Raw genomic sequence first — 12,789 nt, 5'->3', positions numbered from 1 at the left:
TTTGTCTCAAGTGGCGCTAACGTTGAGGGAGAGGTGGAGTGAAGCGTTGGATTCTTTGGGCAATTGTCTATTTCCCAGCCTTGTGCTGGGCAGGGTTATCACTGAAAGAGTCCCTCTGGTGGGTAGAAAACATCGTCGCATTTCCAGCGCTGTTTATGTTTGGCTATGTACTGCTTGCGCTCGTGTTGGGGCTGGCCCGCTGTTACGGTCAAACGCTTGTCTGCCTTGTCCTTGCCGGCGCGTTTGCCTTGATGACACCCAAAGGCAGCCAAGCACTCGTCGCTGATTGCGATACTCCCGTCACCGTCTTGCAATACAATCTCTACTACGAAAACCCAGACATCCATCAGTTCATCAACTACTTATTAACGCAGCCAGCGGATTTGATTGTAATGCAGGAAGTGGCGCCTGAGATTGGTGAGCAGCTTAAATTGCTCGATGACCGCTATCCGTTTTTCTATGGCGGCCAAGAGGGCATCGGTTATCCGTCGAGCCAAATGATTCTCAGCACTACTCCGTTAACGGACGCCTCTGTGTTTCACACGCCGGATCAGCAGAGCGTGATTCGTGCGGTATGGCATCCACCAAAACAAGATCCCATCACTTTAATGGTGGCGCATCCACCTTCTCCGCGCAGCAAAGAACTCTGGCATCGTCGCAACGCGTTAATTCGAACCATTGAGTCGTTGAATGAGCAATACCCTGATGATGAAGTGCTGATCGTCGGAGACTTTAACCTATCCTCCATCAGCCGACGTTTTGCGCAGCTGTTCCCCACCTTTCAGACCGCGCCGGTGGCCAGTTGGCCTAATTGGGGCGCACAAGTAGCAACGCCTGCATCAACCATGATTGCCATTGATCACCTTTGGCTACAATCGGCGAATGCTGGGCGGCGTTTGTGCCACAGAGAAAGTCTCTCGACACCCAACGGTTCCGATCACAAGTTGGTTCTCACCAAAATTGGCTATTGAGTACAAAAAAACCAAGGCAGTTTTTGCCTTGGTTATGAGCTGAATGGGTTATTCAGTAGCGCAGGTCGGGGATAATTAAGGTTTCAGTGCGAGCACTTTATCAATGTCTGCCGCGCTGTGGCGTTCAGGCACTTGCTCCCACTCTTCACCCCATGCACGGTTGACGATACGGCCACGCTGCACCGCTTCTCGCGCTTCAATCTCTTTCGCCCAGCGTTTGACGTGCTGATAACTGTCGACGTCTAAGAACTCTGCGGCATTATAGGCGTGACCTAACACCAAATTGCCATACCACGGCCAGGTGGCGATGTCGGCGATGCTGTACTCTTCACCACCGAGGTAGGTGTGCTTCGCCAGTTCTTTGTCGAGTACATCGAGCTGACGCTTGGCTTCCATCGCAAATCGGTTGATCGGGTACTCGAATTTCTCTGGTGCATACGCATAGAAGTGACCGAAGCCGCCGCCCAGATAAGGCGCAGAGCCTTGCAGCCAAAATAGCCAGTTCATCACTTGGGTTCGCGCCGCATGATCTTTAGGTAGGAAATGACCAAATTTCTCTGCGAGGTAAAGCAGGATGTGGCCCGATTCAAAGACGTTGATGGGCGTTTCACCAGAACGGTCCACTAAGGCCGGGATTTTTGAGTTTGGGTTGATTTCGACAAAGCCAGAACCAAACTGATCACCGTCACCAATTTTGATCAAGTAAGCGTCGTACTCCGCCTCTTTCACACCGAGTGCAAGCAGTTCTTCGAGTAAGATGGTGACCTTTTGTCCGTTTGGCGTCGCCAGAGAATGCAGTTGTAGCGGATGCTCGCCAACGGGTAGGGCTTTTTCGTGGCGCGCGCCTGAGTCTGGTCGGTTGATGCTGGCCCATTGTCCGCCGTTGCCTTCTTCCATTGTCCAAACTTTAGGTGGTACGTATTGGTTAGTCATTCTAATTCCTTATCCAACGTTGCTTTTTGCCCTAACATCATAGGGCATACTTCACACGTTGGGGTGGCAAGAGAGAATTAAAAGGCTCTTGGAGCAGTTTGATAGAACCTTGAGTTATGACACAGAGTGCTTTGGCATATCAGCGGATGCGTTAGGCGAGATAATCAGCAATAGGGACGACAAAACTCGTCCGAGATAGGGCACTATCTTGAGCACATTTCACCCTTCTTATTTGCAAGCGATCGGTGCTGCGCTTTCAAACAGGATCACAAAATCCGATCATTTTACACAGCAGATAGGAAATTCAATGGAGCAAAAAGAGGGAACTGCTACATTGAAACTGCGGTCAAATTGAACAACTGTTTGACCACAGTTAGCTAGGGAGTCATACCATGGATGAGATGATTAGAAAGGCGCGCCAAAAGCGTCGCAAACACCAGCAGCAAGCTAAGCCATTGAACTTGCAGCAGAAAAAGTACAGTGAACTGATTTTGGTCGATTTCGATGAACCCTCGGCGCCGCATATTAACCGCCGCGCCGAGAGCAAAATCTATTCATAGTGCCGAGGTGTTAGGCCACCATTGTTTCCGTTTTCAAGCGCGCCAGCGCATCCGATAACGAAGACTCGACGTAGTGGCCTAATGCCAATACTTCCTCACAAGGCGCGACCAAATCAGGGATCTGAAACGTCGTCATATTGGCAGCCATGGAGCTGCGCACACCATTGTTCGAATCCTCAAACGCCACACATTGCGCGGCCTCAACGCCGAGCCTTTGAGCGGCGAGTAAATAAATCTCTGGGTCAGGTTTGCCTTGGGTCACTTCACAGCCGCACGTCAGAGAATCAAAGTATTGATCCAATCCCGCCAGTTTTAATTTTACCGTGGCAACCTCTCGTTGTGATGAGGTGGCAACAGCGGTTGGGATCTTGTTCGCCTTTAACCATTTCAGTAGATCAAGCACGCCTTCTTTGACCGGAATGGCTTGATGATTAACGATGGCTTTGTAGTTTTTACGCCATTCTGCATCGAGCTTATCGAGATCGTCGTGGTACACCTTACGAAATGTCTTATCAATGCTGACCGCGTTTTGGCCAATGATGGAGAGGTAGACATCAGGGTAGAAAGGGAGGTTAACGTTGGCGCAGGCTTGTTCAAACACCTGCATACAGAGGCGCTCGGTATCGAGCAATAGGCCATCCATATCAAAAATTGCGGCTTGGAAATTCATAGTAGGGCGTTCATTGTGTGACGTTGAAAGCGGTCATTCTGACATAGATGAATGGCTCAGTCCAAGTGGCATAAATTGAATATTTGCTTGCGATAAGCTTCGGTCAGAAGTGTGACAAAAAGGGCGATTTAGCCCTTTTTTACTATCCATAACTTGGTTAATCTACTTTGTCGAAACGAACGCGGAATTGTAAAGGATTGACGATGAAACTCTCTGCCATGATCGCAACGCTTGTCTTACTTCTCGCCGGTTGTTCCAACACCTGGGAAGGAGTGAAAGAAGACTCCTCCAAAGTATGGAATGACACCAAAGAAGCGATTCACGAGGCGACAGAATAACCAAAGAAAACGCCGCCCTTTTAGTGACTAAAAAGGGCGGCGTTTTGATATTTAACGGTGCCAATGCCTACGGTTTAACCATATTGCGTTTCTAACTGCTCCGCTTTATTGAACTTGTCGTGAGTCGCAAGCTGTTTAGCATAGGTAGCGATATGAGGGTAGCGCTCCAATAGTCCGAACTTGGTTAAGATTTCCACGATGAAAGACATCATGATATCCGCACCGGTGAGGGTGTCGGCGACCAAGTAGCGTTTACCGTCTAAACGTTGATTGACGTAACTCATCACCTTATCTAACTCAAGATCGGCGTAGCCGGCAAGGAAGTTGGTCTGCGCGCCATCTTTGGCGACAAACATCTTCAGTAGCAAGGGCAGCGCCGCTGAGCTTTCCGCAAAATGCAGCCATTGCAGGTAATCGAAATATTCATCGCTGTCTGCTTTAGGTGCGAGATGTGGCCCGTAACGTTGTATCAGGTACTCTGTAATGGCCCCAGATTCAGCGATCACCACTCCTTTGTCTTCAATGACGGGCGATTTACCCAAAGGGTGAACACTTTTGAGTTCAGGTGGCGCGAGAAACGTGACGTTATCACGTTGATAAGGCGCGATTTTATACTCAAGATTCAGCTCTTCTAGTAGCCAAATGATGCGCTTAGAGCGCGATTGGTTTAGGTGGTGCAGCGTAATCATGACGACTCCTTATACCGGCTCGTTGGTTTTAACGACCAGCTTACCGAAGTTTTTCCCTTCGAGCAGGCCAATAAAGGCATCAGGCGCGTTGTCTAGCCCTTCCACTAAGTGCTCTTTGTAGTGAATCTTACCTTCTGCCAGCCAACGATTCATATCTTCAGCGAACTCACCATAACGGTGACCGTAGTCATCAAAAATGATGAAGCCTTGCATCTTGATGCGTTTAACGAGCAATTGCCCCATCAACATTGACAGGCGATCTGGCCCTTGTGGCAAAGAGGTCGCGTTGTACTGTGAGATAAGGCCACACAATGGTACGCGCGCGCCAGTGTTGAGCAATGGCATAACAGCGTCAAACACTTTACCGCCAACGTTTTCAAAGTAGATATCAATGCCTTTTGAACAATGCGTGGCGAGTTGATCAGCGAAGTCGTCCGCTTTATGGTCGATGCACGCATCAAAGCCAAGCTGCTCTACCGCATAACGGCATTTTTCTTCTCCGCCGGCTACACCGACAACGTAACAACCTTTCAATTTACCGATTTGGCCAACCATAGAACCGACCGCGCCAGTGGCGGCAGCCACGACCAGCGTGTCGCCTTCTTTGGGGGCTCCAATATCAAGTAGGCCCATGTAAGCGGTAAAGCCAGGCATGCCCATTACGCCGAGCGCATAGGAAGGGTGCGCCGGGTTTTGGCCCATGTTGATTAGGCCTTCGCCATTTGACAGTGCGTAATCTTGCCATCCGCTGTAGGCCAGCACCCAATCACCGTTTTTAAACTGATCGTGGCGAGATTCGATGACCTGACACACGGTACCTGCGACCATGGTGTCACCGATAGCAACCGGGTCTGCGTAGGATTTTGCATCACTCATCCGCCCGCGCATGTACGGGTCAAGGGAGAGATAAACACTGCGCAACAGGACTTCGCCCTCTGCTGGGCTTGGAATGTCCGTTGTCTCTAGACGAAAATTATCCGTAGTGGGTGCGCCATTGGGGCGAGATGCAAGCACTACGCGTCGGTTAATGGAATCTGACATGATGTTCTCCTGTGTAGACATGACATAAAGTACGTCTTAGTTATGTTATTAGACCAGTCGTCTAGTTGTGTGGCCAAAAAATCCCGCTACCAGCATAGTCGATAACGGGGGAGCAAAGTGTGATGAGCCAGCGCTACTTGACGGCTGGAACACCTAGCAAGGCTTTGGAGCTAAGTAAACACAGCTCAAGATGGGTTTCATCTTGAACAAGTTTGTTGAGCAAACTCGCACCTAACCATTGTTGATATAACTGTGTGGCCGTGGCATGTGCGTTGACTACCTGAACCGAGCCATCGTCAATGCCCACTTCAATACAGCGAGCAAGGCTTTCTATCACCATTTCTGCGCCTTTGGCGAGCGATTGACGCATCGGCTCGGATAAATCGGCGACTTCAGCACTCAACTTGACCACAAGACAGCGGTTCGCATTGCAGGTGCCTGAATCTTTCTCCAGCCAGCGAGAGAAATAGTGAACGAGTCTTTCAAAACCGTTCAGATCGGTCTGAGTTAATATCGCGTTGCTGCGCGCCATGTACTCACGAATGTATTCGCTAATTAGCGCCTCGCCAAACTGCTCTTTCGATTTGAAATAGTGATAAAAAGAGCCTTTCGGCACTTGGGCGGTGCTCAGCAGTTCAGACAACCCCACGGCGGTAAAGCCCTTATTGACCACCAACTGATAGCCAATATTGAGAATGTGCTGACGAGTATCTTGTGTTTTTGCGTTCATGGCCGCTACTATAGTGTAAAACTAGACCAGTCGTCTAGTGCGTCAATCAATGAGCTGCTCATGCAGTGGGACAAGGAACAGTATGGACATCAGTGTTCGCTCATACACCAAACAAAAACGCGGCCATTGGCACACTTATCATCAATTGGTTCTGCCGCTAAGCGGAGCGATTGATATTGAGCTTGAAGACTATCGCGGAAAGGTTTCGCCGGGAGAGTGTGTGGTGGTGAAGAAAACACTTGAGCACATCTTCCGAGCCGATGAAGCCGCCCGTTTTTTAGTCGTGGATAGCGACACGTTGCCAGAGCCCTTACTGACTGCCAAGATGCCGGTGTTCTCAATCTCGACACCACTTCAGCACTACATTGAGTTTCTCGCAGCGCAACTGGAGCAGTCTGTTGATACGCCTTTGGAAAGTCAAGCATTTGAACTGTTTACATCGCTGCTAACACGACAAGAAATGCAGCGCAGTGGTGATGCCCGAATTCAGAGGGTAAAAGCGCACATCAGTGCTCATATCGATGCGCCGATGGGCATTGAATCTCTCAGTCGAATCGCCTGTTTGAGTGCGACACAATTTAAATCGCAGTTCAAAAAGCACACCGGACAAACCGTTCACGCGTATATTACGGCAGAGCGTATGTCACGAGCTCATGCACTATTGACTCACACCGACTTAAGTATTGCTCGAATTGCAGAGCAGTGTGGTTATCAAGACGCGTCGGCATTCTCGCGGCGATTTCAGGTGCACTTTTCACTGTCACCGAAGCAAGTACGTCATCTCTAACAGCGCCATAATCATCAGAATAACCGAATAAACCGTCCTTTCTGCACATTGGATATATTAGGCTTGCCGTAAGCTAAATGGAGTATTTCTGGCTTGGATTAGGCAATGTCTGCTCACGTTTCTTCTTCACAATGGCAATCTATTGGTGCCATCCTATTCGCTTCCTTACTTTGGGGAACTACTGGCAGCGCTGCGGCGCTCGCTCCGACCATTCACCCGTTAGCGATCGGTGCCTTTGCGATGGGATTGGGGGGATTACTTTTGGCGCTTATCGCTGTTCCCGCACTCATAAAAGACCTGGCAATTTTGCGCCAACATGTTCGTACGCTGATTTTGGGCGCGTTGGCTTTAACCTTGTACCCGCTGGCGTTTTATACCTCGATGCGGTGGTCAGGTGTTGCGATAGGGACGGTGGTTTCTATTGCCACTGCGCCACTGTTTACCGTCTGTTTTGAGCGTCTTTTTGGCACGGTTAAAGCGTTATCGACACAATGGCTAATCAGTTTCGCTTTTGGGGCGATTGGGGTCATGCTGTTAACCCTAACCAAAGGTGATGGCGTGAACACCTTGGACAATGGGCGTTTTACATTCGGTGTTGTGTTGGGGTTAGTGGCAGCGGCGAGTTATGCCGGTTATTCACTGGCAGCAAAGCAGCTTATTACTTTAGGTGTACGATCCCAAAGTGCGATGGGGGCGATTTTCGGCCTTGGTGCATGTTTGTTGCTGCCTACGCTATTTTGGACGGGAAGTGCCCTATTTGCATCAGCAATCAACAGCGCTGTCTCTCTATATATGGCTGTGATCCCGATGTTTGTCGGCTACCTGCTGTTTGGTTTTGGATTGCGCAGGGTCGAAGTGCGCACGGCGACACTACTAACTCTGTTTGAGCCTTTGGTGGCAGCACTGCTGGCAGTGATATTTCTAGGTGAGAGGCTCAGCATTCAAGGCTGGGTCGGACTGGGATTGATCAGTGCGTGCCTACTGATTCAGACACGCACTGGGCGAGTGAAAAAGGCTATGCCACTCGCTCAAAACGAATCATAAACAGTTGATCCAGATCGGGGTAGATGTCACGAATCAAGGTTTTCAGCTCAGGCAACGGGAGGTGCTCTTGCTCTGCGTGAAATTCGTTGATGTCGTCGTAGCGCAGTGGCTCCACAGAAAGAATGCGGATGGTGCAAACGCTCTGCTGCGTCTCGAGTGTCAACACCTCGACTTCAGTGCCAGGCACATAATGGGACTCAGCTTCATCTCGAATCGTGATGGTCTTTTTCCCTTGTGCCACCAGTGGTGTCAAGAATTCGAAAAACGTCATCTTAGTCGGATGACTGATGTCAGGGTGACTCATGACTCTTCCTTAGGTTGACGTTTATGTTTCGGCACATAGTTGAGGATCGAAATCGGCACCGGCTTGCGCGGCTCAAAGCCTTCCACTTCACGGCGTTCAATCAAGTGGCCTAAGCGGCTCTCAATCATGCACAGGTTCTTAAAGTTGTCTTTAGAGACAAACGAGATCGCCTCACCTTGGGCATCGGCGCGACCGGTTCGTCCTATGCGATGGACGTACTCATCGGCAGGGAAAGGCAGGTCGTAGTTAATCACCCGTGTCAGCCCTTCAATATCGATCCCGCGTGCGCCCACGCCAGTGGCGATCATGTAACGGATTTTACCGGCTTTGAAATCCGCTAATAGCTGTTTTCTTATCGCTTGACTACGACCACTATGAAACGCTTCAGCGTCAATGCCGCGTTTGGCCAACTGATCGGCGAGTTTAGCCGCGCCATGTTTGGTCTCAATAAAAATCAGCGCTTGGTCCCAGTCGTTCTCTTTGATGAGATGGCTCAACAGGGCCGATTTTTTATCTTTATCAACGGTAATCAGCCACTGCTCAATGTTCTTTTTCGATGCCTGATTGGCGGCAATACTGATTTCAAACGGATCGTGAACCGCCGTCTTGGCAAGCTCTCGGACCTTGTTGGATAGGGTCGCTGAAAACAAGAGATGCTGAATATCGGTTGGCAGTCGGTCGAGAATTTTGTTCAGATCGTCAATAAACCCCATGTCTAACATGCGATCCGCTTCATCCAGCACCAACACTTCGACCTCTTCAAAATAGGCGGCGCGCTGGCCGTATAAATCGAGTAGGCGCCCCGGTGTGGCCACCACAATGTCAACGCCTTCGATCAACGCCTGCTTTTGTGCTTTATCATCCACACCACCAAACAGGGCGACAGAGGTGAGCGGCATGTGGCGACTGTAATGGCGGATTTTTTCATCAATCTGCTCGGCCAACTCGCGGGTTGGCGCCAGAATTAACGCACGAAAACGTTTTTTACGCTGAGTCTCTCCTTGGGCGAGTCGCTCCAAAATTGGCCAGACAAAACTGGCGGTTTTACCTGTACCGGTCTGAGCCGCGGCGATTAAATCGTCGCCACGTAAAATGACAGGGACAGCTTTGGTTTGAATTTGGGTCGGTTTACTGTAGCCCAGTTCGTCGATTGCACGAACCAACGGCTCGCTGAGGCCAAGGTGAGAAAACGCCATGATGATACTCTGTAGTTGTTGAGGGTTACCGGACAAGGGCAACCTAAATGCTAAGGCGGATTGTAACATGAATCCGCCACGGAGACGACCTATTCGGCCGTGTCGATGTGAGTGATAATCTCGGTGGTGACGGAGTTGGCGATAAAGCAGTGTTGGTGCGCTAAGTGGTGCAATTTTTCCAGCTGTTGACGTGTGGGCCGTTTCTCACCGGAGAAGATCACACGAGGAGAGAGAATTACTTGCGTCACTGAGCTATAGCCTTGGCTGTTTTCCTCCAATTTTCCCACCGCTTCATCGCGGTAATGGTCAACGACGAAACGTTGTTTGGCCGCAATGCCAAGAAACGTCAGCATATGACAACTGGAGATAGCGGCAATAAAGGCCTCTTCAGGATCGACGTTGGCTTCTGTCGAATAAGGTAAAGGGACAACGTGAGGTGAGGAGGACGCGTCAATCACAGCGCCGCCATCAAAATGCCATTGATGACTGCGATGGTACTGATTGTCACTAAATGGTTCATCGGGTGCTCTTTGCCATTCCACCGTAGCGATATGCTTAGCCATTGGGTCTCTCATCCATGTGGGTGAATCTTGCTGTTAGGTTAACAGAGTTTCTTTGTTGAATCAGAGCGATATATATCACACCTCGTTGGTTGTGTTATGCAGCGAAACAGTAACCCGCGTAAAGTGACAGCAAATCACCGACTTTTGGCTAGGAGTCATCATGAACAAAACCGAAAAACAAAAAATGCTCGCTGGTGAGCCGTACAATGCGTGGGACGAGACACTCTACCAAGAGCGCATCCGTTGTAGAGAGCACTTACTCAAGCTCAACAACACGATTCCCAACAGCCCAGAATGGCGCGAGGCGATCGACAGCTTGCTGCCTGATGCGGGAGAGGCCTATTTAGAGCCGCCGTTTCGTTGTGATTACGGCAGTAATATTCATGTGGGTAAAAACTTCTACGCTAACTTTAACTGCGTGATTTTGGATGTGGCGCCTGTGTACATTGGCGATAACGTGTTGCTCGCTCCCAATGTTCAGCTTTACACCGCAGGCCACCCGTTAGATGTCAAAGGGCGTGTCGAAGAGGGCGTTGAGTTTGGTACCACGATTACCATTGGTGATAACGTCTGGCTAGGCGGTGGTGTGATTGTTTGCCCAGGAGTGACCATTGGTCATAACACGGTTATCGGGGCGGGCAGTGTTGTGACGAAAGATGTTCCGGCGAATGTGGTTGCCGCAGGTAACCCGTGCCGCGTGATTCGCGAGATTGAGCAGCGCTAGTTAGCCATGATCTCGAAGCGTCGGGGGAACCACGGAGAGCGTGGCGCTCTTGCCGGCGCTCATTTCTTCCGCTTGTTGGTAGAGAATGCGGCTGATGGCCACGGCGTAAACAGGTTTCGAATAAAGATACCCTTGGCCGAGTTCACATTGCTCGCTCAGTAAGTAGCGTGCTTGCTGCGCGGTTTCGATGCCTTCAGCCACCACTTTGATATTCATCTGCTGAGCCATTGAAATCACGGCCGAGCACAATGCGCGATCATTCTCATCCTCTTCAATATCAGACACAAAGCTACGGTCGATTTTCAAACCATCGACGTTGAACTCTCTCAGATAGGCAAGCGACGCGTAACCTGTCCCAAAGTCATCCAACCATACTTCAATACCCAATTGACGGATTTTATCCAGCGTTGTTTTGGCTTTATCCATATCGAGCATCAAGGCGGTTTCCGTTACCTCGACGTGCAGATGCGAGGCGTGAAGCTGATGTTTGTCGACCAGTTCCGCTAGACGTGCGGCAATGTCTTGGTTATAAACCTGTTTGGCAGAGAGGTTGATTGCAACATGAAAATCATCCGTGTGCGGTAACTGATGCCACTTGTTCAGTGCCAGACACACTTCTTCCATAATCCACCGGCCGAGGGGTAGAATCAGCCCAGTGGATTCTGCGACGGGGATAAACTCGCTTGGCGCGATTAACCCTCTGGCTGGGTGATTCCAGCGAATCAGCGCTTCAACGCCGATGACTCGACCTGTTTGCATATTCACTTTCGGTTGGTAGTGGATTTCAAATTGAGAAAAGTCGATGATTGCCGCCCGCAACTCTCGTTCAATCACGCCGCGATTGAGTACTTGATATTCCATCTCTGCGGTGAAATGGCAGTAACGCCCTTTGCCTTGCGTTTTGGCGGCGTACATCGCGATGTCGGCGTTTTTGACCAGCTCCTCGGCACTTTGGCCGTTGGCAGGGAAGAGGGCAATACCAACACTTGCGCCAACGACCACGGATTCGTTGACCCCTTGGAGTAATATCGGTTCTTCAAACAGGTGTACCAGGCGCTGCGCGATGTCACCGGCTGCGTGTTGATCAATGTGAGGAATACAGAGTAAAAACTCGTCCCCGCCGACGCGGGCAATTAGGCTATTTTCTTTGGCGTGACGACTGAGTAGATTCGCGACAAAATCACTGTGACGTAAGTTATCGCTGATTTTACTTGCGACGCTGCATAATAACTCATCGCCGGTTTGATGACCTAAGTTGTCATTGATGCGTTTGAATTCATCCAAGTCGAGGAAAAGAATCGCGAACGTCAGGGGCTTCACGCGGTGCTGCTCCAATAATCCCTCTAAAAAGCCCAAAAACTGGGTGCGATTGGGTAGTTTTGTCAGTGGATCGTTGTAAGCTAAAAATTGAATGGCATCACTGCGTTCTTTGAGGTTATTGTCCATTTCATTAAAGGCTTTGGCTAGCTCACCAAGCTCATCACCACGCTCAATGTTATTCAGATTTTGATAGTGACCCCGGCTGATACGCTGAGAGTGACGCACCAGTTTTGTGATGGGTTTGATTAAGGTGTTGGCCATGACAATTGAAATCACAAAACTGACGAGACACATCACCGCTGTGACCACCACAATTAAAAAGGTGCTGTGCTCTGTGCTGGCTTGGTTAATTTGTTGAATGATCGCTTGGTTTTCAGCGATGTCACGCTGTATCGCGATCAATGAGTACACCATCATCACACCGCCAAGCAGCTCCTGATTGAGAATCAGTGGGCGGGCGATAATAAGTCTATTCCCTTCATGGTGCAGATACTCCATCTGTTTGCCGAGTGTCGTTTGTTCGACATTGGTATCATTCAGGGGCATGCCATAGGCATCCCCTTCACGGCTGCCTCTGTGAATGACGGTACCATTGAAATCATACACTTTGACTTCGAGCGTAGAGACGTTTTGCAGCGTCGGTTCCAAAATCCGCTCAATCCCATCCAAATCGTAAAAGTACATAGGGTTAAGCAGCGCTTCAGTGAGATAGCTCATCGTTTGTTCGGCTTGGCTTTTCGCATAGCCGATAAAACGCTGCGCCATGTGCTGTCCGTTTTCTTCTAGTACCTTGGCATTGTAATGGCTGTTGATAAGCCATTGAGAGAGTGCAAAGCTCCCTAGCGTGAGTATCACGGCGAGCATATTACCAACGACCAGTTTACTTTTGAGTTTCATCCTATTGCCCCTTGATGCTGCT

At 49.8% G+C, this 12,789-nt stretch carries 15 protein-coding genes; 6 read left to right on the top strand and 9 right to left on the bottom strand.

Going from position 1 to position 12,789, the window contains the following annotated elements; genetic code table 11:
* The first annotated feature begins 38 nt into the window (after window positions 1-38).
* A complete protein-coding gene (locus tag AC6R0S_RS08460) occupies window positions 39-971 on the top strand; it encodes an endonuclease/exonuclease/phosphatase family protein (RefSeq protein WP_500637696.1) in 933 nt (310 codons plus the stop codon).
* A 75-nt stretch (window positions 972-1,046) separates the two neighbouring features.
* On the opposite strand, the gene yghU is transcribed toward AC6R0S_RS08460, so the two are convergent.
* The gene (gene yghU / locus AC6R0S_RS08455; RefSeq protein ID WP_500628378.1) at window positions 1,047-1,904 is read right to left on the bottom strand and encodes a glutathione-dependent disulfide-bond oxidoreductase; all 858 of its coding nucleotides are present in this window, start codon (window positions 1,902-1,904) and stop codon (window positions 1,047-1,049) included.
* 392 nt (window positions 1,905-2,296) lie between these two features.
* Between yghU and AC6R0S_RS08450 the strand changes: the two genes are divergently transcribed.
* Window positions 2,297-2,464 (top strand): hypothetical protein, encoded by a 168-nt coding sequence (locus AC6R0S_RS08450; RefSeq protein WP_500637695.1) that lies wholly within the window; start codon window positions 2,297-2,299, stop codon window positions 2,462-2,464.
* A gap of 10 nt (window positions 2,465-2,474) precedes the next feature.
* Here AC6R0S_RS08450 and AC6R0S_RS08445 read toward each other — a convergent pair whose 3' ends face one another.
* Window positions 2,475-3,134, bottom strand: a complete 660-nt coding sequence (locus AC6R0S_RS08445) for an HAD family hydrolase (protein ID WP_487901560.1) — start codon at window positions 3,132-3,134, stop codon at window positions 2,475-2,477.
* Window positions 3,135-3,337: 203 nt separating this feature from the next.
* Here AC6R0S_RS08445 and AC6R0S_RS08440 point away from each other — a divergent pair, with 203 nt between their 5' ends.
* A complete protein-coding gene (locus tag AC6R0S_RS08440; protein WP_500637694.1) occupies window positions 3,338-3,472 on the top strand; it encodes an entericidin EcnAB in 135 nt (44 codons plus the stop codon).
* Between the two features lie 74 nt (window positions 3,473-3,546).
* Here the strand turns inward: AC6R0S_RS08440 and AC6R0S_RS08435 are convergent, their stop codons facing one another.
* From AC6R0S_RS08435 to AC6R0S_RS08425, 3 genes are all read right to left on the bottom strand, one after another.
* Window positions 3,547-4,161: a glutathione S-transferase family protein gene (locus tag AC6R0S_RS08435; protein WP_500637693.1), complete on the bottom strand. Its 615-nt coding sequence runs from the start codon at window positions 4,159-4,161 to the stop codon at window positions 3,547-3,549.
* 9 nt (window positions 4,162-4,170) lie between these two features.
* Window positions 4,171-5,202 (bottom strand): NADPH-dependent curcumin/dihydrocurcumin reductase, encoded by a 1,032-nt coding sequence (curA, locus tag AC6R0S_RS08430; RefSeq protein ID WP_500637692.1) that lies wholly within the window; start codon window positions 5,200-5,202, stop codon window positions 4,171-4,173.
* Window positions 5,203-5,335: 133 nt separating this feature from the next.
* Window positions 5,336-5,932, bottom strand: coding sequence for a TetR/AcrR family transcriptional regulator (locus tag AC6R0S_RS08425; protein ID WP_500628375.1), 597 nt, complete (start codon window positions 5,930-5,932; stop codon window positions 5,336-5,338).
* An 82-nt stretch (window positions 5,933-6,014) separates the two neighbouring features.
* Here AC6R0S_RS08425 and AC6R0S_RS08420 point away from each other — a divergent pair, with 82 nt between their 5' ends.
* Window positions 6,015-6,719: a helix-turn-helix domain-containing protein gene (locus tag AC6R0S_RS08420; RefSeq protein WP_500637691.1), complete on the top strand. Its 705-nt coding sequence runs from the start codon at window positions 6,015-6,017 to the stop codon at window positions 6,717-6,719.
* A 105-nt stretch (window positions 6,720-6,824) separates the two neighbouring features.
* Window positions 6,825-7,763: a DMT family transporter gene (locus tag AC6R0S_RS08415; protein WP_500637690.1), complete on the top strand. Its 939-nt coding sequence runs from the start codon at window positions 6,825-6,827 to the stop codon at window positions 7,761-7,763.
* Here AC6R0S_RS08415 and yqfB read toward each other — a convergent pair.
* From yqfB to AC6R0S_RS08400, 3 genes are all read right to left on the bottom strand, one after another.
* Window positions 7,735-8,067, bottom strand: a complete 333-nt coding sequence (gene yqfB, locus AC6R0S_RS08410) for a N(4)-acetylcytidine aminohydrolase (RefSeq protein ID WP_487901553.1) — start codon at window positions 8,065-8,067, stop codon at window positions 7,735-7,737. The two genes, AC6R0S_RS08415 and yqfB, sit on opposite strands and share 29 nt — an antisense overlap.
* Window positions 8,064-9,263, bottom strand: a complete 1,200-nt coding sequence (locus tag AC6R0S_RS08405) for a DEAD/DEAH box helicase (protein ID WP_500637689.1) — start codon at window positions 9,261-9,263, stop codon at window positions 8,064-8,066. Before AC6R0S_RS08405 ends, yqfB begins: the two co-directional genes overlap by 4 nt.
* Window positions 9,264-9,352: 89 nt before the next feature.
* Window positions 9,353-9,826 carry an OsmC family protein gene (locus AC6R0S_RS08400; protein ID WP_500637688.1) on the bottom strand — a complete coding sequence of 158 codons (474 nt, stop codon included), beginning with the start codon at window positions 9,824-9,826 and terminating at the stop codon, window positions 9,353-9,355.
* Window positions 9,827-9,986: 160 nt separating this feature from the next.
* Between AC6R0S_RS08400 and AC6R0S_RS08395 the strand changes: the two genes are divergently transcribed.
* The gene (locus AC6R0S_RS08395; protein WP_500628371.1) at window positions 9,987-10,550 is read left to right on the top strand and encodes a sugar O-acetyltransferase; all 564 of its coding nucleotides are present in this window, start codon (window positions 9,987-9,989) and stop codon (window positions 10,548-10,550) included.
* Here AC6R0S_RS08395 and AC6R0S_RS08390 read toward each other — a convergent pair whose 3' ends face one another.
* Entirely contained in the window at window positions 10,551-12,767 is a 2,217-nt protein-coding gene (locus AC6R0S_RS08390; protein WP_500637687.1) for a putative bifunctional diguanylate cyclase/phosphodiesterase, read from the bottom strand.
* Between the last annotated feature and the right edge of the window lie 22 nt (window positions 12,768-12,789).

Source organism: Vibrio sp. R15-SG3-ISO1B, from assembly GCF_059833835.1.
This window is presented reverse-complemented; position numbering and strand designations above follow the sequence as displayed.